This window comes from Exiguobacterium sp. AT1b (assembly GCF_000023045.1).
In the GTDB taxonomy this organism is placed as follows: Bacteria; Bacillota; Bacilli; order Exiguobacteriales; family Exiguobacteriaceae; genus Exiguobacterium.
This window is the reverse complement of sequence record NC_012673.1, coordinates 1,615,001-1,638,783: the sequence shown is the minus strand read 5'-3', so window position 1 is coordinate 1,638,783 and position 23,783 is coordinate 1,615,001. Positions and strand designations below refer to the sequence as shown.

Here is a 23,783-nt window from a genome sequence, read left to right as displayed (position 1 = left end):
ATATGAAATGCATCGTCGGTCTTGGGAATCCCGGGAAAAAGTTTGAGATGACGCGACACAATGTCGGGTTTTTAGCGATTGACCGTCTCGCCGAAAAGCATGGCATCTCGCTGAATGAAGCGAAGTTTAATGCCCTTATGGGAACGGGAAGAATCAATGGTGAACGCGTAGTACTCGTCAAACCACTTACGTATATGAACTTGTCGGGTGAAGCCGTCCGTCCCATTTTAGATTATTATAAGATTGAGATTGATGATTTATTAGTCATTTATGACGATTTGGATATGGTGCCTGGCAAACTTCGTTTCCGTCCGAAAGGGAGCGCAGGTGGTCATAATGGGATCAAATCTCTCATTCAACACTTAGGAACGGCTGAATTCAAACGATTAAAGCTCGGAATCGGTCGTCCCCCGCACCCGATTAAAGTCGTCGACTGGGTGTTGATGAACTATCGCAAAGACGAGTTGCCGGAATTAAATGAAACACTCGACAACGCCGTAACTGCAGCCACTGATTTTGTGGACACAGATTGGCTGGCGCTGATGAATCGATACAACTAAAGGGTCATTGTACCCTTTTTTGTCGTATGAGTTGGAGGAAAACAAATGAATGCTTTAGAGAGATTTATGGTGGCGCTCCCTGAAACGAATGTGATTCGAGAGCGACTCCAAAAAGTGGACCGTCAATTGGTGACGGGATTGACGACAAGCGCGAAAGCCCTCGTCTTGGCGGGACTCGTGAAATCGTCATCGAGACGTCTCGTCGTCGTGACGCATAACATGTATCAAGCCCAAAAGATGTTCGATCAACTTGAATCACTCATCGGTCCGGACAAAACGCTCTTATATCCAATCGATGAGACGCTAGCAGGTGAACTGTCACTGACGTCTAGTCCGGAACTGCTAGCTGCCCGAATCGATGCCCGTACTCGTCTCCTCGATCAAACAGGAGGCGTTGTTGTCGTGCCGCTTGGTGGATTACGACGCTATGTACCGAGTCCGGAAGCGTGGCAAGATAGTCGCGTTATGTTAAAGCCGGGAAGTGACCTCGATTTAGCGGATTTTGCGAAACAATTGACGGGCATGGGCTACGAACGAACGGCAACGGTGACCACACCTGGTGAATTTTCCGTACGAGGGAGCATTCTAGACGTTTATCCTCTTACGGAAGCGCGCCCATATCGAATCGATTTGTTCGACACCGAGATTGACTCCATTTTCACGTTTGACGCGGAAACGCAACGCTCGCTTGGTGTAGTGGGAGAAGTGTGCATTACGCCTGCGACCGAGTTCATCGCAACGGAGAATCAGCTGAAGCAGGCGGGCGGTGCGCTTCGGAAACAGTACGACCGAACCGTCGAATTGATTGGAAATGAAGTCATCCGTCAAGCCCTTGAAGAAGGAGTCGTGACAGACATCGAGCGGCTTGAGCGTGGAGACCTCCCGGAGAAAGTTGGGAAGTATTCGCCATTGCTCTATACGTCCACGCTCCTTGACTACGTTGGGAAAGACGCCGTCCTCATTTTAGATGAGGTGGCACGAATCGATGACGCTGCCGACGTACAGGACCGCGAAGAGGCGGAATGGTTCTCTTCACTCATTGAAAAAGGAGAAGCCGTCAGTAATTACACGCTCGCCGTCCCGATGCATAAAGTCTTCCGCGACTTGAAGCAAGTGGCGTTCTCCTTGCTTCCGTCTCGTCGTTCGGGTATTCCGGAGAGCGATACGGTCCATTTGAGCTGTCGTCCGCTACCGGCGTTCCATGGTCAGATGCATCTATTGAAACAGGAAGTCGAGCGATGGCAGCAAGGTGATCAACGCATCGTCGTACTGGCGGGAGATAAGTCGCGTGCAGATAAAATCGAAGCGCTTCTTTCCGACTATGGAATCGCCTCGACTTTCACCAATGTCGATGGAGAGTTAGAACCGAGACGTGTCTCGGTCATCATCGGTCAAATCGAAGGTGGATTCGAACTGTCGACGAGCCGTCTCGTTGTCGTATCGGAAGAAGAGTTGTTCAAGCGTGTGACGAAACGAAAACGTCAGACGAAGAATTTGACGAACGCCGAACGAATCAAGAGTTACCAAGAGCTGAAGCCGAATGATTATGTCGTCCATGTACACCATGGAATCGGGAAGTACCTTGGCATTAAAACAATCGAGGTCGGTGGGATCCATCAGGATTACCTGCACCTCGTCTATGCAGGGGACGACGCCCTCTACGTGCCGGTCGACCAAATCGATCTCGTCCAAAAATATGTCGGGGCCGAAGGCAAAGAGCCGAAGATTTATAAACTCGGCGGCACCGAGTGGAAGAAAGTAAAATCGAAAGTTGCCAAATCGGTTAAAGATATTGCCGATGAGCTCATTAAATTGTACGCGGCACGAGAGGCCTCGGTCGGTTTCGCGTTCCCGCCGGACGATGAAGAGATGGGTCAGTTCGAATCTTCTTTCCCGTACGCCGAGACAGAAGATCAGGTGCGTTCGATTGCAGAAATCAAGGCGGATATGGAACGCTCCCGTCCGATGGATCGCCTTTTATGTGGAGATGTCGGATACGGGAAGACGGAAGTGGCGATTCGGGCGGCGTTCAAAGCCGTGCTCGCCGGCAAACAAGTGGCATTTCTTGTCCCGACGACCGTCCTCGCCCAACAGCATTATGAAACGATGCTTGAGCGGTTCAGCGAATTCCCGATTAACGTATCGGTCATGAGTCGTTTCCGTTCGAAGAGCGAGATGACCGCGACGAAGAAAGGGTTGAAAGAAGGTACCATCGACATCGTCGTCGGGACACACCGCGTGTTGTCAAAAGACGTGACGTTCGCCAACCTAGGTCTCGTGATCATCGATGAAGAACAACGCTTTGGCGTCAAACATAAAGAGCGTCTGAAGCAGCTGAAGACGAACATCGATGTCCTGACGCTGACGGCGACTCCGATTCCACGGACATTGCATATGTCGATGATCGGAATCCGTGATTTGTCCGTATTAGAGACACCGCCAGAGAATCGTTATCCTGTCCAAACATACGTCATGGAATACGACGGCATCGTCTTGCGTGAAGCGCTCGAACGTGAACTCGCTCGCGGAGGACAGGCGTTCTTCCTCTATAACCGCGTCGAAGGAATCGAACGAAAAGCGGAAGAGATTCGGGCCTTATTGCCCGATGCACGAATTGCAACGGCACATGGACGCATGACGGAAAGTGAGCTCGAGAGTCAGTTGATCAGCTTCCTAGAGGGCGAGGCGGATATTTTAGTCTCGACGACAATCATCGAGACAGGAATCGACATTCCAAACGTCAACACCCTCATCGTCCACGATGCAGACAAGATGGGGCTGTCCCAGCTCTACCAACTCCGAGGTCGTGTCGGACGTTCGAATCGAATCGCCTATGCGTACTTCACGTATCGGAAAGATAAGCGCTTGACGGAAGTGGCAGAAAGTCGTCTTCAAGCCATCAAAGAGTTCACGGAGCTCGGCAGTGGGTTTAAGATTGCGATGCGCGACTTGTCGATTCGCGGAGCCGGAAACTTACTCGGTGCACAACAGTCTGGATTCATCGATTCGGTCGGTTTTGACCTGTACTCACAAATGCTCTCTGAAGCCATTGAGGAACGGAAAGACCGTATGCGTGGACAAGCGAAACAAGTCGTCTTCAAACCGGAGATCACGTTCCAGGCCGATGCGTATATTCCTGATGACTACTTGTCAGATAGCGAATTGAAGATTGAGATGTACAAACGCTTCAAATATGTAGATACGCCGAGCGCGTTGTTCGCCCTTCAAGATGAACTGATTGAACGGTTTGGTGAATTCCCAGAACCGGTCGCGCTGCTCATTCAATTGACACGTCTACGTATTTATGGAGAACTGGCAAAAGTGAGTCGAATCAAGCAGACGCCAGGACGCATCGAGATTGTCTTATCGAAAGAATCGACGACGGCTCTGGATGTCCCGTCCTTCATGGAATGGTCGATGCCTCTTGGTCGCAAGCTTGGGGTAGGGCAAGAAGACGGCGCCTTGAAACTGTCACTCAGCGGTCGGATGCCGCTAACAGAGCTCTTGAATGATGCCGATACTGTATTAGAAGAACTGATGAAGCGGTTGGTGGGCGATGCGGTCGCCAAGTAAGTTTGCGCAAGGCGTCGTTCTGTTCGCCCTTGCCGGCTACGTATCGAAACTGATCAGCTTCGCCTATCGTGTCCCCTATCAAAACTTGGCGGGGGACTTCGGGCTTTATGCCTATCAAACCGTCTATCCGTTCGCGGCCATCGTGGCGTCACTCGGCATTTATGCGATGCCGGTCGTCATTGCGAAAATCGGCGTCGGTGCGAAAGGGACGAATCGTAAGTTAGAAGTCTTATGGGGAAGCTTTTACGCCTTACTCCTACTCTCGTGCATGCTTGTCGTCACGGTATGGCTGTTTGCCCCGACCCTGGCAAGGTGGCTCGGAGATGAGCAGCTAGCTCCTGCGCTACGTGTGATCAGTTTGAGTTATTTACTCATGCCGGCGTCAGCCGTGTTGCGCGGCGCATTTCAATCGAGAGACGACTTACGACCGAGCGCATGGTCGCAAGTGCTCGAGAACTTTGTCCGCGTGACGGTCATGCTGTCGTTATTGTGGATTGGGGTGCGACTCGGAAAAGATGCCTATACGCTTAGCCAGTATGCGTACGGTGCGACGCTCATCGGTGGAATCGTATCGATTGCCTTTTTGGTCTATCGAGCACGTAGTGTAAAGTTCATGAAGGTACGACGAACCACGTTTCGGAGTGGGATGAAACTCTTGTTGACGACGGGTTTCGCGGTCGGATTCGCGTCACTCGGGATTTTATGGATGCAACTGGTCGACTCCTTCACCATCGTCAATTTGATGGGCGGAACGTATGAGGCGAAAGTGAGCAAAGGCGTGTTTGATCGAGGGTATCCGCTCGTGCAATTCGCCATCCTGTTCACCACGACCATCGGGATGGCCAATGTGCCGACGCTCGTCCGTCATTATCGGGCAGGTCATCTGCAAAAGACGACGCAGGGACTCCGGTCGATGATTCGTGTGACGACAGCGATTGCTGGTGCAGCGACTATCGGATTGATGGGTGTCATGTTTTTCTTAAATGTGGCCCTGTTTGAAGATGAATCTGGGACACGAGCCCTTGTCTTCTTAGCGACGAGCACGTTCGCTGCCTCCTTGGCGATTGCGAGCATGACATGTTTGCAGGCGATTGACCGAGAGTGGGTCGCGGCACGGAGCATGGTCGTCGCAATGTTAGTGAAAAGTGCGGTAAACGCATGGCTCGTACCGAGTTACGGAATTGAAGGCGCGGCAATCGGAACATCCATTGGATTTTTAGCGATGGCGTTCTATAATTTCCGGGCGCTCGACCGCTCGATTCCGCTCGGGTCATTTCGATCGAAACACTATAAGTCGCTATGGAAAGCTCTCGTACCCATGCTGATCCTCATTGCCGTGTTAAACTGGCTAGGTCAGATGTGGGTCGACTCGCGAATCACTGCGTTCGGTTGGTTAATCGGAATGGTGTGTAGCTGTGCCGTCCTCTATATATGGAGACTATGGAGTACGCGAATGCTGTCACTTGCGGAATGGGAACTGATCCCGTTCGGAAGTCGTCTGCTCGACGTGCTCGAGAAAAAGGAGAACTAATATGGGTTATACAATCACGGTGGTCGGACTCGGGTCTGGTGAGTTGAATCAATTGCCGCTCGGTGTGTACCGCCATTTAAAACAGCAACCGCTCGTCTGGTTGCGCACAAAAGAACACCCTGTCGTACAAGAGTTAGAAGCGGAAGGACTCGTGTTCGAATCATTTGATTCGGTCTATGAATCGAGTGATACGTTTGAAGAAGTATACGACCAGATTGTCGAGACGTTATTGAGTAAAAGTGAAGAAATGGCGATCACATACGCCGTACCGGGCCACCCGTTCGTAGCGGAACGGACCGTCGAACTATTGGTGGAAAGGGGAGCCGATCTGCATGTGCTCGGTGGACAGAGCTTCCTCGATGCCATGTTCCAGGCGCTCCGGATCGATCCAATCAATGGATTTCAACTGCTCGATGCGACTGCGCTCGACCTTGAACGTTTGCAGGTGACTCAACATGTCCTCATCGGGCAAGTGTACGATGGATTCGTGGCGGGTGACGTCAAAGTGCAATTGATGGAACGGTATCCGGATGACCATCCCGTCACCCTTGTGACGGCAGCCGGTACGACAGAAGAGCGGATCGCGCACATCCCGTTATTCGAAATGGACCGGATGGCGGAAGTGAACAACTTGACGACGCTCTACGTTCCGCCGCTCGAGGATGAATCGTATTTGGCGAAGGATTTTGCGACACTCAAACAGATCATCGCAACGCTTCGAGGACCAGACGGGTGCCCGTGGGATCGTAAACAGACGCATGCGTCACTTCGCAAGTATTTATTAGAAGAGGCGTATGAGTTGATTGAAGCGATCAATGCAGAAGACGATGATGCCATCATCGAAGAACTCGGTGACGTCTTGCTTCAAGTGATGTTGCATGCTCAAATCGGAGAAGATGAAGGCTATTTCGATATTCGTGACGTAATCGGTTCCATCAGTGAGAAGATGGTACGCCGCCATCCGCACGTCTTTGGCGATGTCACCGTCGAAGATGCCTCTGACGTGGTGAAAAACTGGAATACGATTAAACAGACGGAAAAAGGGGAAAAGAAACAATCGCAACTCGATGGTGTTCTCGTCGACCAACCTTCATTGATGCGAGCGGAGCAACTTCAAAAGAAAGCGGCTCACGTCGGATTTGAGTGGGATGACGTATCCGGTGCCTTCGAAAAACTGGAAGAAGAGTTAAAAGAATGGCATGAAGACCTAAGTGATGAATCGGAACTTGGAGACGTATTGTTCTCCATCGTGAACATTGCGCGATACGTTGGGCTGAATGCCGAGCAAGCATTAGAACAGACGAACCGAAAGTTCAAACGTCGATTCGAGTACGTGGAAGCGAACGGTGACCTTCACCAGATGACACTCGAACAGATGGATGCGCTTTGGAACGAGGCAAAGGAGAAAGGTTTATGAGACTAGATAAGTTTTTAAAAGTGTCACGTCTAATCAAGCGTCGCACGTTGGCAAAAGAAGTGGCGGACCAAGGACGAATTCAACTGAATGGGCAAGTCGCGAAGGCGAGTACAGAAGTCAAAGTCGGAGATGAGTTACAAATTCGCTTCGGAAACAAACTCGTCACGGTCGTCATCGATTCAATCGCAGAACATGCACGTAAAGAAGATGCGAAAGAAATGTATCGTTTACTTAAAGAAGAGAAGATGGACGGTAGTATCAACTCATAAAAAAAAGTATACTTAATGTATTAAGAGGAGGGGGATGAGGCGATGAACGGACGTAATCCGATGGATCGACAACGACGCATTCGAGCGCTAGATGAGCGTAGAGAACAGCTAGAAAAAGATACGCATCGCCGACGAGTTCATCTTCGACGTCGTTTGGCGGCAGCCTCTCTCCTGTTTTTATTTGTCATGGTGTTGATTGGACAGAGTTACTTCTCGAAAGTAGGGTATGTATCGGACCAGCAACAAGCTTACGCACAAGCGAAAGTGGAGTTGCGTGAACAGCAGGCCGAACAGGATGAGTTGAAAGAGCAAGTGGAACGGTTACAGGATGAGGATTATATCGCGAACTTAGCACGAAACGAACTGCTTTTCTCTAAAGATGGTGAGATTATTTTCTACTTCTCCCCAGAGGAATAAGTCGGTTCGTTGACCGTTAGGGAAACGACTCGTATAATTAGGAAGAATCAATCAAAAAAGGAGTACATTATTTTATGTCAATTGAAGTAGGAAGCAAGGTACAAGGTAAGGTTACAGGGATTACGCATTTCGGAGCGTTCGTCGAGCTCCCAAATGGCAAGACAGGATTAGTACACATCAGTGAAGTGGCAGACTCTTACGTCAAAGACATTAACGAAGTGTTGACTGTCGGTCAAGAAGTCACGGTAAAAGTGTTGAACGTCGAAAATGATGGGAAAATCGGGTTGTCCATCAAGAAAGCAGTCGACCGTCCTGTAAGCGAACGTCCTGAGCGTCCTGAGCGTCCAGCTGGTGAGCGTTTCTCTCGTGGCCCACGTCCAGGCGGCCCAGGTCAAGGTGGTCCACGCGGCGGCGGCGGTCCACGCGGTGGTGGCCCACGTGGTGGCGGTCGTCGTGAACAACGTCGCGAACCAGAAACATTCGATACATTGATGAGTAAGTTCTTGAAAGATAGCGACGAGCGTCTTTCGACGTTAAAACGTCAAACAGACTCAAAACGCGGTGGACGCGGAGCCAAGCGCGGGTAATCCTTCGTATACCAATTAGCTTCTACTCGTAACCATAGAGGTCTTGTAATGAGACGAGCCATGAACATTTTCGTTCATGGCTTTTTTTCTGTTTAAAAAATTTATAAAAAATAACTAAAAGAGTTGCTTTTTTTCGAGGAAGGGAGCAAAATAGGGAACATGAAAAAATAGTTATGTTTTATAAGTGAAGGTGGAGAGAAAAAATGAATGGATGGAAACTGTGGACGGCGGAGTGGCGAAGTATCTTTAAGAACCCACGTGTGTTGGTTCCGATTCTCGCAGTCGCACTCGTACCGTTAATGTACGCCGGTATGTTCTTATGGGCTTTTTGGGATCCGTATGGACAGATGAAAGATTTGCCGGTCGCCATCGTCAATGAAGACAAAGGGGCAACGTTTGAAGGAGAGTCGCTTGCAATCGGAGATGACCTCATTGATAAGCTGTTGGATTCGGAGGCGTTCGAGTTCGTCGAAACGACGAAGGAAGAAGCGGAATCTGGACTAAAAGACCATGACTACTACATGGCGATTGAGATTCCAGAAGACTTTTCAGAAAAAGCGACGACTGCTTTAGATGAACATCCGGAGCAACTCGAACTGAAGTACATCGCGAATGAATCGTATAACTTCTTGGCTGCACAAATCGGTGGTTCCGCGATGGAACAAGTCAAAGCGGAACTGTCGACCGAAGTCTCGAAACAGTATGTCAGTGCGTTGAAAGACGGATTGAACGATGTGGCAGACGGACTCGGTGAGGCCGCAGATGGTGCAACGACACTTGCGGACGGCTCAACGTCAGCGAAAGACGGTGCCGTCAAACTAGCGGACGGGACGAAGCTTCTCGCTTCGAAACAGCGTGAGCTCGCGGATGGAGCAAGCCAATTAAACGATGGGATGACTCAGTTGGCCGATGGTTCATCTGAACTCGCGGATGGGACGAAGCTTCTCGCTTCGAAACAACGGGAGCTCGCGAATGGAGCAAGTCAATTACGTGATGGTGTTTCGCAATTGGCTGATGGCTCATCTGCACTCGCAGATGGCAGTCAACAAGTGTACGAGGGCTCAGCCTCACTTGCGGACGGGGTCCATCGTGTCAGCGAGGGCGCTTCTGCCTTACAAGGCGGGACGAGCCAACTCGTTGACGGAACAGGGGCGTTCGCATCGAAACTAGATGAACTACACACAGGTGCGAAGACGTTGAACCAAGGTGTTCAAGACCTTGCTGCCGGCATCGAGCGCTCAAAAGAGGGGGCATCTGCATTACAGGATGGTGCCACAAAACTCACAGGAGCGTTGACTCAGGCGAAGGATGGAAACGCGGCACTTGTCGCGGGTCAAACAGACGTGGTCAATGGGATCGGACAAATGAAGTCTGAATTGACTGCGAAACAAGATGAGTTGATTGGACAATTGACAGCACTCGCTGAGTCGGGTCAATCGGCATCACCTGAAATGCTTCAAGCCATCGCGGCACAACTGAGCGATGGGAAGCAAGAGACGGCAGCCGGGTTTGATCAACTATCCGCTGGTGCTGCAAAAGTGAAAGAAGGACAGGTCGCACTTGGTGCAGGTCTTGATCAGGCAGGTACAGGTGCAAACAAACTGTCGACTGGACTTTCTGACTTGAGTGCCGGTCAAACGAAATTAGCCGAAGGTGCGAACGCGTTGGCAAGTGGTTCAAGTCAAATCGAGCAAGGTACGCAAACGGCGGCCGATCGTTCCCAAGAACTTGTGTCAGCGAGTGCGAAGCTCAATCAAGGCGCGACACAACTTCAAGATGGGACAACTGAACTCGCCGTTGGAAGTGACAAGCTTGTAGACGCGACCGGACAGTTGTCTGAAGGTAGCGAGAAGCTTGCGGATGGAGCGAAGAGCGCAAGCACCGGTACAAGTGAATTGGTGAATGGTGCGAATCAGTTAGCGGATGGTGGTCAAAAGCTGCAGTCAGGAAGTCGTGAACTGGCCGAAGGCGCGAAGAGTGCCGGAGCCGGAACGAGCAAGCTGACGGATGGCGCGAATCAGCTCGCGAATGGTGGAGAAGAACTTTCAGACGGTAGCGGTGAACTCGCTGACGGCATGAAGGAGCTCGCATCAGGTAGCGATGAACTTCGTGACGCCTTAGTGAAAGGTGCGAAAGACGCAGACATCGGTTTAACGGATGACAACGTCGAGATGATGGCCGGTCCAGTGTCGCTCGTCGACAACTCGATTCACGAGGTGCCTAACTACGGTACTGGATTCGCTCCATACTTCATGTCGCTCGGACTTTTCGTTGGGGCACTCCTTCTCTCGATCGTTTATCCGTTATACGATCCAGCAGGACGTCCGAAACGTAGTCTATCGTGGGTATTGTCGAAATCTGGTGTCCTCATGGTCGTCGGATTCCTGCAAGCCTTGATTCTCGATGTGGCGATGGTGCAACTGCTCGGTCTTGAAGTGAGCGAACCGTTGAAATTCTTCGGTTTCAGCTGGTTGACGAGCATCACGTTCCTCTTTATCGTACAGTTGCTCGTGACAACACTCGGAAACCCTGGACGTTTCGTGGCGATCGTCTTGTTGATTTTACAATTGACGACGTCAGCCGGGACGTTCCCGCTTGAATTGATTCCAAGAGCGTTGCAACCGTTCAATGCACTGCTTCCAATGACATATACGGTTGCCGGATATAAAGAAATTTTATCGGCAGATGGTGCGCAGTACTTGCAGACGGCGACAACCTATTTAGTATTTGTGGCTGCCGGATGCTTTGCCTTACTATGGGCATACTTCCGCATTGCATGGAAGAAAAAATATCGTCAAGTCGCATCAGAAGCATGATGTAAAAACGGTACAAAATCGTGTATAGTGGTTAAGACGACACTATGCACGATTTTTTTCTTAAAAAAATATAAAAAAAGAATTGACACTCGAATGGTGACTGGTTATTATAGAAAATGTGCTTAGGACACAACAATAACATGGCGGTGTAGCTCAGCTGGCTAGAGCGTACGGTTCATACCCGTGAGGTCGTGGGTTCGACTCCCTCCGCCGCTACCATTTTATTTAGGCCCGTTGGTCAAGCGGTTAAGACACCGCCCTTTCACGGCGGTAACACGGGTTCGAATCCCGTACGGGTCACTTAACCTAAGCGTAAAGAAGCCATCTCAATCGAGATGGCTTCTTTTGTTATATCAAGGAGGGAATTCATGAAAAAGGTACTCGTCGCTGTGTCCGGTGGAGTCGATTCCATCGTCTTATTGGACCGTCTCGTCAAGCAAGGATGGGATGTGGGGGTAGCGCACGTCCATCATGGCTTACGAGAAGCATCAGATGAAGAGTACACGTTCGTCGCGCACGTAGCGGCATCCTATCAAGTCGCGTTTCATGGGACGCGTCTCCATTTTCAAGAAGGAGCGTCACAGGCTCATTACCGTAAGGCCCGTTATCACTTTTTTGAAGACGTCATGAATGAACATGGATATGATACACTGGCCACGGCTCATCATGCGGATGATGTATTGGAGACGGTGCTCATTCAACTTCACCGAAACGTGATCGAAGTGAAAGGAATTCCCGAGAGAAGAGTGTTCGGGCGTGGGACGTTGATCCGTCCTTTATTAAAAGAAACAAAGGCTCAACTCATCGAGTACGCTAGGAAGAACGAACTTGCCTGGAGGGAAGATGCCACCAATCAGGAAGTGACCTATTTACGGAACCGGATCCGTCATGAAATCATTCCGAGGCTGAAACAAGTGTGGCCAACAGTCGTTGACGATGTATACGATACGGCGAAACAGGTATACGCTGAATGGGACAGGCGTTACCAGTCATGTGAGCAATGGATTGAAGCAAACGTAGAGCTTGGAATGAAAGCGTTTCATGTGAAACTTGATGAATTCAATCGCTTATCCTCGCTCGAACGGTATACGGTCGCTCGCTTGCTATCCCGTCGCTATGGGGTAGAGGTCAATGAGGCGCTTGAGAAGCTAAGGACGAGTCAAAAGGATACCGGTACATACCACCTGTCGGGTGAGTGGTTCATGATGAAGCAGAATAGGGTACTTAATCTTGTACAACGTTCAGCAGAAGCGTCACTTCATCCCATTCAGGTCGAGTCGTTGCCGGCTGTCGTTCAATTTGGAAAGCGCACGGTTTCGCTGTCCATCGAAGAAGGGCGAGAAGGTATTCCACTAAATGAAATCACTTGCCCGTTGACGATTCGTTCGCTCGCTCCGGGGGACCGGATGAAGTTGAACGTGGGGACAAAAAAAGTGTCCCGCATCCTAATCGATGAAAAGGTTGAACGAACCATTCGACCGACTCTCCCGTTGCTTGAGGACGCCTCAGGGCGAATTCTCGCGATTGTCGGGGTAAGAGTTTCAGATTTTCTAGACAAGTCGGATGCGATTTGTCTACGATTAATGGTAAAATGATGATTGTGTCGAAACAGAAAGAGGAGGATTTCAAGATGTCATTAATGAACGATATGGAGAAAATTTTAATCTCACGTGAAGAGATTCAAGAAAAGGTGAAAGAACTCGCTGGAACATTGAGCGAAGACTATAAAGAAGAGTTCCCACTTCTCGTATGTGTATTGAAAGGCGCGATGCCGTTCATGTCGGACCTCGTCAAAGAAATGGACATCCATTTAGAGATGGACTTCATGGACGTGTCGACGTATCACGGAGGAACTTCTTCGACAGGTGAAGTGAAAATCGAGAAAGATTTAAATACATCTGTAGAAGGACGCGACATCTTGATTGTAGAAGATATTATTGATAGTGGATTGACGCTTGGTTATCTCGTCGATCTTCTTAAATACCGTAAAGCGAAGTCTGTGAAGATTGTCACGCTTCTGGATAAGCCGACTGGCCGTAAAAATGGTTTATCAGCAGACTATAGCGGTTTCGTGATTCCACACGAATTCGTTGTCGGCTACGGTCTCGATTATGAAGAGAAATATCGTAACCTTCCTTATGTCGGTGTGCTCAAGCCGAGCGTTTACGGGGGCTAACGTTTTTCTTTTGAAAATGTGACGTGGTAAGATAAAGGAAATCCCCAAAGTATAGGCATATACTGAATGGGCGAGAACATCGTTTCTCGGAATAGGAGGCAGAGAATGAATCGTGCAGTGAAAAACACATTGGTTTTTGGTGTGATTTTCCTAGCCTTGATCTTGTTCCTTCAATATTTGCAGAATCCGAATAGTCAGAGTGAAACGCTCTCGTATTCGAAATTCCTAGAATATGTGGAAGATGATCGGATTGAGACGGCAACCGTACAAGAAATCCCGGGGGCTATCTCGATTACAGGCGATCTTACAGGAGATGAAGACCAACGTTATGAAACAAACATTCCAGCGAACGAAGCGGAATATGCGGATGTATTAACGCAGCTTCGAGCGAATACGGATATTCAAATCGAGGAGGCTGAATCCAACAGTAGCTGGTTCAGCATCGTCTTCGCGATTTTACCGTTCATTATCATCTTCATCTTGTTCTTCTTCTTGTTGAACCAGGCGCAAGGCGGTGGCGGCGGTGGTCGTGTGATGAACTTCGGGAAATCGAAGGCGAAACTATACGACCAAGAGAAACGTCGCGTCACATTCAAAGATGTGGCTGGAGCGGATGAAGAGAAGCAAGAACTCATCGAAGTCGTTGAATTCTTGAAAGATCCTCGCAAATTCTCGAAACTCGGCGCACGTATTCCAAAAGGGGTCTTACTCGTAGGTCCTCCAGGGACAGGTAAAACACTCTTGGCTCGTGCGGTAGCCGGTGAAGCCGGTGTTCCGTTCTTCTCGATCTCAGGTTCGGACTTCGTTGAGATGTTCGTCGGGGTCGGGGCGTCACGTGTTCGTGACTTGTTCGAAAACGCGAAAAAGAATGCGCCATGTATCATCTTCATCGATGAAATCGATGCGGTCGGTCGCCAGCGTGGTGCCGGTCTCGGTGGTGGACACGATGAGCGTGAACAAACATTGAACCAACTCCTTGTTGAGATGGATGGATTCAGTGATAACGAAGGGATCATCATGGTAGCGGCGACAAACCGTCCAGATATCCTTGACCCAGCCCTCCTTCGTCCAGGTCGTTTTGACCGTCAAATCACGGTCGATCGTCCGGATGTCAAAGGACGCGAAGAAGTATTGAAAGTCCATGCGCGCAACAAGCCACTCGATTCGACGGTGGACTTGAAGTCGATCGCACAACGTACGCCTGGTTTCTCTGGGGCAGACTTGGAGAACCTCTTGAACGAAGCGGCACTCGTTGCGGCACGTTCGAACCGTACAGCCGTTTCAGTTGTCGATGTGGAAGAAGCGATTGACCGCGTCATCGCAGGTCCTTCGAAGAAGAGCCGCATCATCTCTGAAAAAGAGCGCAACATTGTTGCATATCACGAAGCAGGTCACACAATCATCGGTCTCGAGCTTGAGAATGCGGATGAAGTACACAAAGTGACGATCGTTCCACGCGGAAACGCGGGCGGATATGTCGTCATGCTTCCAAAAGAAGATCGTTACTTCATGACGAAACCTGAACTCGAAGACAAGATTGTCGGTCTTCTTGGTGGGCGCGTCGCCGAAGATGTCATCTTTGGTGAAGTGTCGACGGGAGCGAGCAATGACTTCCAACGTGCAACTGGTATCGCACGTAAGATGGTCATGGATTACGGGATGAGTGATAAACTCGGACCGCTCCAGCTCGGTTCAAACCATGGCGGACAAGTCTTCCTTGGTCGTGATTTCCAGACAGAGCAGAACTACTCGGATGCGATTGCGCAAGAAATCGATTTGGAGATTCGAGACATCATCAATCGCTGTTACGCGAAAGCGAAACAGATTTTGACAGATCGTCGCGAAGATCTCGAACTCGTTGCGAAGACGTTGCTTGATGTCGAGACGCTTGACTCGAAACAGATTCGTCATTTGATCAAGACACGCGAGTATCTCCCGCATGAGCCGGAAGAGGACGTGGATGGATCGACGGATGCGGATGACGCAGCGAAGAAAGATGATGCAGCCGTTCAACACGGTCAAGTCGTCGATCAACCTGAAGTTGTCCAAGACAGTCAGCCGGATGTCGTACCTGAAGGCGATAAGCCAGAAGCGACACCGACAGAACGTCCGAATAACGAATCACGTTAATGAATGAGACGAATGCCCTTGACGAGGCATTCGTCTTTTTTCGTGTTATAATTCGAGCGAACTGCAATTGACAACAAAGTGAGGAACTATATCATGATTTTAGTGATTGATGTTGGAAATACAAATATTGTTCTCGGGATGTACGATGGAGACAATCTCGTACACCATTGGCGCATCTCAACGGATCGTACAAAAACGACCGACGAGTACGGCATGCTGGTGAAATCGTTATTTGATCATTCGAACGTTTCGTTCGAACAGGTCGAAGGGGTCATCTTATCCTCTGTCGTACCTCCTGTTATTTTCCCACTTGAACAAATGTCGCAACGATACTTCAATGTACGTCCAATCGTTGTGGGACCAGGTGTGAAGACAGGGTTGGACATTCATGTCGAGAACCCTCGCGAAGTCGGGGCCGACCGAATTGTCAACGCGGTGGCTGGGATCGCCAAGTATGACGGTCCGCTCATAATTGTTGATTTTGGGACGGCAACCACGTATTGTTACATCGATGAGAAACGTCGTTACCATGGCGGAATCATCTCACCAGGTATCATGATTTCAGTGGAGGCACTCTATCAGCGTGCCGCGAAACTACCTCGGATTGAATTGGCGACTCCGCCGACAGTCATTGGGAAGAACACGATTCAAGCGATGCAATCGGGGACATATTATGGATATGTGGCCCAAGTGGACGGTATCGTGAATCGGATGAAGCGTGAAGTCGGTGAAGCGACTGTCATTGCAACGGGCGGGCTGGCACGATTGATCAGTGAACATGCAGAGACGATTGACCATGTGGATTCGTTCCTGACACTCGAAGGCCTCCGTCTCATTTACGAGCGCAATCAAAAGTAAACTAAAGGAGTTACATCATATGATTCATACAGAACAACAAGCATTACTCGACCAGATGAAGGATGACTATCTCGTTCGTGCCCTCGGTTTTAACGGAGAGGTTCGTGCCTTTGCCGCACGCACGACAAAAACGGTATATGAGACGCAACTTCGTCATCAAACGACACCGGTTGCTTCAGCTGCCCTCGGACGGACGATGACAATCGGTTCGATGATTGGAGCGATGCAAAAAGGTGCAGCGCGTGTCACGCTTAAGGTAGAAGGTGATGGTCCAATCGGGAAAATCATCGTGGACGCAGATACAGCAGGAGATGTTCGTGGATATGTGTCATACCCGCGTGTCGATGGCGGCACATTCGTCAACGAACAAGGAATGACGAAATTGAAAGTCGGCGAAGCCGTCGGGAAAGGAACCATCTCTGTCATTAAAGACTTAGGCTTGAAAGACTATGTCGGTGGTTCTTCAGAGATTCAAACGGGCGAAATCAGTGAAGACTTCACGTACTATTTCGCAACATCTGAGCAAGTGCCGTCAGTCGTCGGAGCGGGTGTCCTCGTCTTACCGGAAGATGAATCGATTCTTGCGGCAGGCGGAATCATCGTCCAGTTGCTCCCGAACGCTTCTGAAGAGACGGTACAAGCGCTCGAAAAAGCACTTCAGACGTTCCCACCCGTATCTGTTTTGATCGGGGAAGAAAAAACACCAGAAGAAATGCTTCAATTACTCCTTGGCGATAGCCTTGATGTCCTCGACACGAACCCGATCCAGTTCAACTGCACATGCAGCCGTGAACGAATGGAAAGTGCCATTATCGGTCTCGGAAAAGAAGAGATTCGTCAGATGATTGAAGAAGATGGTGGAGCCGAAGCCGTATGTCATTTCTGTGGCGAAAAGTATCATTTCTCAGCGGAACAGTTAGAGACGATGAAAGTTCAGGCACAGGCGTAAGCAACGTTCCAAATTGCATATTTTCAATTCGATAGGGTATGATAACAATATCGGAATAGTCGGAATTATGAAGGAGGAAATGCAATGCGTATCGTAAACTCAGTAACAGACTTGATTGGAAAGACTCCGATTGTGAAATTGAACGGAATGACTGGACCAGAGGATGCCAACGTGTATCTGAAGCTCGAATATATGAACCCGGGATCAAGCGTCAAAGACCGGATCGCCCTCGCCATGATCGAAGCGGCCGAAAAAGACGGTATCTTGAAGCCAGGTGATACAATCATCGAGCCAACAAGCGGAAACACGGGCATCGGGCTCGCGATGGTCAGTGCCGCAAAAGGATATAAAGCCATTCTCGTCATGCCTGAAACGATGAGCATGGAACGCCGAAACCTCCTTCGTGGATACGGGGCCGAATTGATTTTGACACCAGGACCTGAAGGGATGGGTGGAGCGATTCGTCGCGCTACTGAAGAAGCCGAGAAACATGGCTACTTCCTCCCGCAACAATTCAATAACGCAGCCAACCCGAACGTTCATGAAATGACGACGGGACCTGAGATTGTGGAGGCGTTTGAAGAATCAGGACTTTCAGTCGACGCTTTGATTGCCGGAGTCGGGACAGGCGGTACCATTACTGGAGCAGGTAAAGTCGTGAAGGCGAAGTACCCGGACGTAAAAATTCTCGCCGTTGAACCGGTCGATTCACCTGTCTTATCAGGCGGGAAGCCGGGACCTCATAAGATTCAAGGGATTGGGGCTGGATTCGTTCCATCAATCCTCGACACGGAGATTTATGAAGGGGTTCTTCAAATCACGACAGAGCAAGCGTTCGAATACGCTCGTCAGGCGGCACGTACGAACGGTGTCCTCGGTGGTATCTCTTCAGGAGCTGCGATTGCGGCAGCGCTTGATACAGCGAAACGTCTTGGTAAAGGGAAAAACGTATTGGCGATTATCCCGTCAAACGGTGAACGTTACTTGAGCACACCGCTCTATCAGTTTGATGAAGAGTCAAACGAGAGTCGCGTATAACATTTCAGGCAGTAATCGAGAGACATTCTCTTTCGATTGCTGCCTTTTCTTGTGTACAATAAAAGGCATGAATGAATAGACGGAGGAATGACATGTGAGATCGACTGCGTTCAGAACAAAGCGGATGACGAAAGAGAAGATGTATGAGGCATACATGACATTGACAGCGGATCAACCGTATCATGCATGGTTAGAGAGTGGGAGAGCGGGACGGTATACGATTGCGGGAATCGAGCCGTTCGGTCGCTTTCATGTAAAAGACGGTGTCGGACTCTTGCAAGTGGGCGATACGACCGAAACACTATACGGAAAGCCGCTTGAGCTCGTCAGTGAGGTACGGAAGCGATTTGAGGCCGAGCGTCCGGAAGGGGCTCCTCCTTTCTTTGGTGGCATGATTGGGTATGTCAGTTATGATGTGGCCCGGACGATTGAACGTCTCCCTGAGCAAGCGGAGGATGATTTGTCGACACCAGACGTCTCGTTTCTTCTGTTTGATGAGGTGGCGGTGTTCGATGAAGTGGATTCGACTCTGTACTTGATGGTGACGGCGGAGGAAGGTGCAGAACGTAAGGCGGACCGATTGGCGGCCATGTGGAACGTCGAGTCGCATTACGCGTTCAAGCCGACAAGGCAGTCATCGGTAGAGCGATCGCGCTCCATGTCCCAGGAAGAGTTTGTTGAAGCGGTCAAACGGATTCAGTCCTATATCGTAGAAGGGGACGTGTTCCAAGTGAACTTGAGCGTTCGGCAGTCTGAACCGCTTCTCGCTGACCCGCGTCGTGTATATGATACGTTGCGACAAATGAATCCATCTCCTTATATGGGATATTTCGTGGACGACGCTTTGACGATGGTCTCCGCTTCACCAGAGTTGTTGCTTGAAAAACATGGAACCGACATTTCGACGCGCCCGATCGCGGGTACGCGTCCACGTGGGAAAGATGATGTGGAAGACCTAGAGTTGGCGAACACGTTGCTTGAAAACGAGAAAGAGCGAGCAGAACACGTCATGCTCGTCGACCTCGAACGGAACGACCTTGGCAAGGTGGCGGCATATGGCAGCGTTCATGTTGATGAATTGATGGTGATTGAGAAATACTCACACGTGCAACATATCGTCTCGAACGTACGGGGTACGATTCAAGATGAAGTATCAGGAGCCGAAGCGCTGGCAGCGATGTTCCCAGGCGGCACCATCACCGGCGCCCCGAAAATTCGGACGATGGAAATCATCGAAGAACTCGAACCAGTTCGCCGGGGACTCTACACCGGTTCATATGGATGGTTAAGTTGGAATGACGACCTTGTCTTCAATATCACCATTCGAACGATGGTCGTGAAAGACGGAATCGCATACGTTCAAGCGGGAGCAGGTATCGTGATTGATTCGGATCCGGTCTCGGAATATGAAGAATCCCTGTCCAAAGCGAAGGCGCTATGGGCGGCGAAACACATGACGGAGGAAACGACATGATTGTATTGATCGACAACTATGACTCATTTACGTATAACTTGGTGCAATATTTCGGTGAACTCGGTCAAGAACTGGTCGTGTATCGAAACGATGAAGTCACGATTCAAGAGATTGAGGCGCTTGCCCCGAGTTATCTTGTCATTTCGCCGGGACCTTGCACTCCGAATGAGGCGGGAATTAGCGTTGAGGCAATCCGAGCGTTCGCAGGTCGTATCCCGATTTTAGGGGTTTGTCTCGGGCATCAGGCGATTGCGCAAGCGTTCGGCGGAGAAGTTGTCCATGCGGAGCGGCTCATGCATGGAAAAACGTCGAAGATTCAACATGACGGAAAATCGATTTTCAAGGAGATTCCACAACAGACGATTGTGACCCGTTATCATTCGTTGGCCGTGGAGCGTTCGTCTCTACCAGAATGTCTAGTGGTCACTGCAGAGACGGAGACTGGAGAAATCATGGCACTCCGTCACCGAACGCTTTCGATCGAAGGGGTGCAATATCACCCTGAAGCGATTTTGACTGAGCACGGGAAGGAAATGATTCGAAACTTTATCGAGGAGTATCGTCATGTGGTATTGGCATAATGGAGAGTTAGTCGAACGAGAGAAGGTGTTGATTCCGGTTGAAGATCACGGCTTCTTGTATGGAATGGGCTTGTTCGAGACGTTCCGTACATATGAATTCGTTCCTTTCCTGTTCGATGCCCACTGGGAGCGCTTGATGAAGAGTCTCGATGAGCTGTGGATCGATTTTCCATACACGAAAGAAGAAATCGGGACGGCGATTCAGCAACTGTGCCGTCAAAACGATGCACCCGACCTTTATATCCGCTTGAACGTGTCGGCAGGAGTTGCGCCCCTCGGTCTCTACGCGGGTCGTTATGAGACACCGAACGTCACCATGATTGTCAAACCGCTATCCTCAGAAGTTGTGCCACAGGAGAAACGGGTCGAACCGATCCCGTTTCCGAGAAGTCGTCCTGAAGCGGCTTTTCGATTAAAATCGCATCATTACATGAACAATATCCTTGGGAAACGGACCTTACAAGACCAGAGTGCTGAAGGACTATTTGCGGACGAGCATGGACGTGTAGTGGAAGGGCTCGTGTCGAACATCTTTTGGGTCGGTCCAGATGATAGGTTATACACGACTCCGCTCTCGAGCGGAGCACTCGCAGGTGTGACGCGACAATGGGTGATGGACCATTTCTCTGTAGTCGAACAACCCGTGACATTTGAAGAATTGACTGCAGCGAAAGAGATTTGGATGACGAATTCAATCCAACAAGTCGCTCCGGTGACGCATTATGGAAATCTGAGATACCCCGGTAAAGACGGGGTACGATTTAACGAAGTGTGGGCGAAACTCGTTCGCTCACTTGGTTAGGAGGCGGAAACATGACGAAAATCATGGGTATTTTAAACGTGACCCCGGACTCGTTTTCGGATGGGGGACGGTATACGGCAATCGAGGAAGCTGTACGACATGCGAAACAACTCGTACAAGAAGGTGCCGATGCGATTGATATCGGTGGAGAATCGACAAGGCCGGGCGCAGTACTTGTTTCCGAGGAAGAAGAGATTGAACGTGTCGTCCCAATCATCCGTCGACTGAAAAACGAAATCGATGTTCCGATTTCGATTGATACGTATAAGCCGATGGTGGCGAGAGCGGCAATCGAGGCCGGTGCGACGATCATCAATGACGTATGGGGTTCGAAATGGGGAGACCGCTCGATGGCACGTGTCGCTTTCGAATGTGAGGTTCCCATCATTCTCATGCACAACCGAACAGACCGGGACTACCATCATTTCATTGAAGATGTGGTTAGCGATCTACAGGAATCAATTGAGATTGCACATGCGGCAGGCGTAAGGGATGAGCACATTTGGTTAGATCCGGGCATCGGATTTGCGAAAGACGTGGCGCAAAACCTTGAACTCATGAATCATCTCGACGTGATCACACGTCTTGGGTATCCTGTTCTGCTCGGCACGTCGCGTAAGTCGTTTATCGGGCATACACTCGATTTACCGACAGAGGAACGGCTCGAAGGAACGATTGCGACGACGTGTCTTGGCATCATGAAAGGATGCGACTGGGTGCGTGTGCACGACGTCAAAGCGAACGCCCGTGCTGCGAAGATGATGGATGCGATGATTGGGGGGAACGGACATGGATAAAATATTTGTGAACGGGATGCGTTTTTACGGGTATCATGGGGTGTTTGAAGAAGAAAACCGTCTCGGTCAACGGTTTCACGTGGATTTAATGTGTGAACTAGATCTCGCGCCTGCGGGACGTTCGGATGACTTGAACAATGGGGTCAGCTATGCCGGCTTGTATCAATTGACGGAAGATATTGTGACGGGAGAACCGGTCAATTTGCTGGAAACACTCGGAGAACGCATCACGACAGCCGTGTTGGCGCATAATGAGTTGATTCAACGTGTGACGGTTAAAGTGATTAAACCGGACCCACCCATCCCGGGACACTATGACTCAGTGGCAATCGAGATGACAAGGGGACGGACGTCATGATTTATATTGCATTAGGAGCAAACATTGGAGATCGGGCTGGGCAGTTGTCTGCGGCAATCGATGAGATGGAGCGAACGGGTCTCCGTGTCACGAAACAGTCGTCGGTCTATGAGACGGCTCCTGTCGGATATACAGAGCAACCTTCGTTTTTTAATATGGTGGTCGAAGTCGAGAGTCGCCAATCCTCGGACGAACTGCTCAAAACGCTTCAACAGATCGAACAACGATTAGGACGGGAACGTCTATTTAAGAACGGACCGCGTACCATCGACCTTGACATCCTCTTTTATAACGGGGAAGATATACAATCAGAACACTTAACGGTTCCGCATCCGCGCATGCAGGAACGTGCATTTGTTCTTGCCCCGTTAGCAGAGATCGCACCAGAACTCGTCGTTCGAGGACGGACGGTCGCCTCTTGGCTTGAAGGGTTACCAATGACGGACCGCCAAGATGTCGTCCGGTTACAGTTGCTTACGAATTTGGTGAAATGAAGGATGTGTTGTCTTGACAGGCTTTAAGATTGGAAACATAGAGATTAAAAACCGTGCAGTCCTCGCGCCGATGGCCGGCGTGACCAATCCCGCTTTCCGTTTGATTGCAAAAGAGTTCGGAGCGGGACTCGTCTGTGCCGAAATGGTCAGTGATAAAGGCATCTTGCTCGAGAATGCTCGGACGATGCGCATGCTATACGTCGATGAACGAGAGAAACCGCTCAGTTTACAAATCTTCGGCGGTTCGAAAGATACACTCGTCAGAGCGGCGCAGTACGTCGACCAAAACACCAACGCGGATATCATTGATATCAACATGGGTTGTCCCGTACCGAAAGTGACGAAGTGTGACGCAGGGGCGAAGTGGTTACTCGACCCGGATAAAGTATATGAGATGGTGAATGCCGTCACGAATGTCGTCGAAAAACCGGTCACGGTGAAAATGCGCCTTGGTTGGGACGATGATCACATCTTTATTTTGGACAATGTGAAGGCGGCTCAGACAGGTGGAGCGGCAGCCATTGCCATTCATGGACGTACGCGTGCCCAACAATATGAAGGAACCGCGAATTGGGACTGGATTGGCGAGGCGAAGAAAGTCGCGACCGTACCGATTATAGGGAACGGGGACATTGCCACACCACAAGACGCAAAGCGTGTCATTGACCAATATGGCGTGGATGCCGTCATGATCGGGCGCGCTGCACTTGGAAACCCGTGGATGCTCTATCAAACGGTCCAGTACCTCGAAACAGGGGAGCTCCCGCCGGAACCAGCAGCTCGCGAAAAAATTGATATTTGCATGTTGCACCTCGACCGGTTGAGTGCAATCAAAGGTGAATTGACAGCCGTACGCGAAATGCGTCAACACGCGGCTTGGTATTTGAAAGGATTAAAAGGTAGTGGTCCGATTCGTAAGCAAATCAACGAAACGGAATCACGCGAAGCGTTCGCGG

Annotated in this window: 21 protein-coding genes and 2 tRNA genes (1 of these 23 cut by a window edge); all 23 read left to right on the top strand. The window is 50.0% G+C overall.

Features of this window, described 5'->3' with window-relative positions; translation table 11 throughout:
• Positions 1–2 precede the first annotated feature (2 nt).
• Positions 3–560, top strand: a complete 558-nt coding sequence (pth, locus tag EAT1B_RS08470; protein ID WP_012727730.1) for an aminoacyl-tRNA hydrolase — start codon at positions 3–5, stop codon at positions 558–560.
• A 45-nt stretch (positions 561–605) separates the two neighbouring features.
• Positions 606–4,133 (top strand): transcription-repair coupling factor, encoded by a 3,528-nt coding sequence (gene mfd / locus EAT1B_RS08465; protein ID WP_012727729.1) that lies wholly within the window; start codon positions 606–608, stop codon positions 4,131–4,133.
• Positions 4,117–5,664 carry a polysaccharide biosynthesis protein gene (locus EAT1B_RS08460; RefSeq protein ID WP_012727728.1) on the top strand — a complete coding sequence of 516 codons (1,548 nt, stop codon included), beginning with the start codon at positions 4,117–4,119 and terminating at the stop codon, positions 5,662–5,664. The genes mfd and EAT1B_RS08460 overlap by 17 nt, the downstream gene beginning before the upstream one ends.
• Before the next feature lies 1 nt (position 5,665).
• The gene (mazG, locus tag EAT1B_RS08455; RefSeq protein ID WP_012727727.1) at positions 5,666–7,081 is read left to right on the top strand and encodes a nucleoside triphosphate pyrophosphohydrolase; all 1,416 of its coding nucleotides are present in this window, start codon (positions 5,666–5,668) and stop codon (positions 7,079–7,081) included.
• Positions 7,078–7,350 (top strand): RNA-binding S4 domain-containing protein, encoded by a 273-nt coding sequence (locus EAT1B_RS08450; protein ID WP_012727726.1) that lies wholly within the window; start codon positions 7,078–7,080, stop codon positions 7,348–7,350. Before mazG ends, EAT1B_RS08450 begins: the two co-directional genes overlap by 4 nt.
• A gap of 42 nt (positions 7,351–7,392) precedes the next feature.
• Positions 7,393–7,767 (top strand): septum formation initiator family protein, encoded by a 375-nt coding sequence (locus tag EAT1B_RS08445; protein WP_012727725.1) that lies wholly within the window; start codon positions 7,393–7,395, stop codon positions 7,765–7,767.
• Positions 7,768–7,841: 74 nt separating this feature from the next.
• Entirely contained in the window at positions 7,842–8,354 is a 513-nt protein-coding gene (locus EAT1B_RS08440) for a S1 domain-containing RNA-binding protein (protein ID WP_012727724.1), read from the top strand.
• 203 nt (positions 8,355–8,557) lie between these two features.
• On the top strand, positions 8,558–11,170 hold the full coding sequence (locus tag EAT1B_RS08435; protein ID WP_012727723.1) for a YhgE/Pip domain-containing protein: 2,613 nt from the start codon (positions 8,558–8,560) through the stop codon (positions 11,168–11,170).
• Positions 11,171–11,312: 142 nt separating this feature from the next.
• Positions 11,313–11,389 (top strand) — tRNA-Met (locus tag EAT1B_RS08430).
• 9 nt (positions 11,390–11,398) lie between these two features.
• Positions 11,399–11,470, top strand: a tRNA-Glu gene (locus EAT1B_RS08425).
• A 68-nt stretch (positions 11,471–11,538) separates the two neighbouring features.
• The gene (tilS, locus tag EAT1B_RS08420) at positions 11,539–12,765 is read left to right on the top strand and encodes a tRNA lysidine(34) synthetase TilS (protein ID WP_012727722.1); all 1,227 of its coding nucleotides are present in this window, start codon (positions 11,539–11,541) and stop codon (positions 12,763–12,765) included.
• Between the two features lie 35 nt (positions 12,766–12,800).
• Positions 12,801–13,346 (top strand): hypoxanthine phosphoribosyltransferase, encoded by a 546-nt coding sequence (hpt, locus tag EAT1B_RS08415; protein ID WP_012727721.1) that lies wholly within the window; start codon positions 12,801–12,803, stop codon positions 13,344–13,346.
• Positions 13,347–13,451: 105 nt separating this feature from the next.
• A complete protein-coding gene (gene ftsH, locus EAT1B_RS08410; RefSeq protein ID WP_012727720.1) occupies positions 13,452–15,476 on the top strand; it encodes an ATP-dependent zinc metalloprotease FtsH in 2,025 nt (674 codons plus the stop codon).
• A 93-nt stretch (positions 15,477–15,569) separates the two neighbouring features.
• Positions 15,570–16,334, top strand: a complete 765-nt coding sequence (locus EAT1B_RS08405) for a type III pantothenate kinase (protein ID WP_012727719.1) — start codon at positions 15,570–15,572, stop codon at positions 16,332–16,334.
• A 19-nt stretch (positions 16,335–16,353) separates the two neighbouring features.
• Positions 16,354–17,283 (top strand): Hsp33 family molecular chaperone HslO, encoded by a 930-nt coding sequence (gene hslO / locus EAT1B_RS08400; RefSeq protein WP_012727718.1) that lies wholly within the window; start codon positions 16,354–16,356, stop codon positions 17,281–17,283.
• An 84-nt stretch (positions 17,284–17,367) separates the two neighbouring features.
• Positions 17,368–18,321: a cysteine synthase A gene (gene cysK / locus EAT1B_RS08395; protein ID WP_012727717.1), complete on the top strand. Its 954-nt coding sequence runs from the start codon at positions 17,368–17,370 to the stop codon at positions 18,319–18,321.
• A gap of 94 nt (positions 18,322–18,415) precedes the next feature.
• On the top strand, positions 18,416–19,795 hold the full coding sequence (locus EAT1B_RS08390) for an anthranilate synthase component I family protein (protein ID WP_012727716.1): 1,380 nt from the start codon (positions 18,416–18,418) through the stop codon (positions 19,793–19,795).
• Positions 19,792–20,376, top strand: coding sequence for an aminodeoxychorismate/anthranilate synthase component II (gene pabA, locus EAT1B_RS08385; protein ID WP_012727715.1), 585 nt, complete (start codon positions 19,792–19,794; stop codon positions 20,374–20,376). The genes EAT1B_RS08390 and pabA overlap by 4 nt, the downstream gene beginning before the upstream one ends.
• Positions 20,360–21,178 carry an aminotransferase class IV gene (locus tag EAT1B_RS08380; protein WP_012727714.1) on the top strand — a complete coding sequence of 273 codons (819 nt, stop codon included), beginning with the start codon at positions 20,360–20,362 and terminating at the stop codon, positions 21,176–21,178. The genes pabA and EAT1B_RS08380 overlap by 17 nt, the downstream gene beginning before the upstream one ends.
• 11 nt (positions 21,179–21,189) lie before the next feature.
• A complete protein-coding gene (gene folP, locus EAT1B_RS08375) occupies positions 21,190–21,975 on the top strand; it encodes a dihydropteroate synthase (protein WP_012727713.1) in 786 nt (261 codons plus the stop codon).
• Complete coding sequence (gene folB / locus EAT1B_RS08370) at positions 21,968–22,333, top strand: dihydroneopterin aldolase (protein WP_012727712.1); 366 nt, start codon at positions 21,968–21,970, stop codon at positions 22,331–22,333. Before folP ends, folB begins: the two co-directional genes overlap by 8 nt.
• Positions 22,330–22,827 carry a 2-amino-4-hydroxy-6-hydroxymethyldihydropteridine diphosphokinase gene (gene folK, locus EAT1B_RS08365; RefSeq protein WP_012727711.1) on the top strand — a complete coding sequence of 166 codons (498 nt, stop codon included), beginning with the start codon at positions 22,330–22,332 and terminating at the stop codon, positions 22,825–22,827. Before folB ends, folK begins: the two co-directional genes overlap by 4 nt.
• A gap of 70 nt (positions 22,828–22,897) precedes the next feature.
• On the top strand, positions 22,898–23,783 hold the 5' portion of the coding sequence (dusB, locus tag EAT1B_RS08360) for a tRNA dihydrouridine synthase DusB (protein WP_235189296.1). It continues 53 nt past the right edge of the window; only the first 886 of its 939 coding nucleotides appear in the window; the start codon lies at positions 22,898–22,900; its stop codon lies off the right edge, out of view.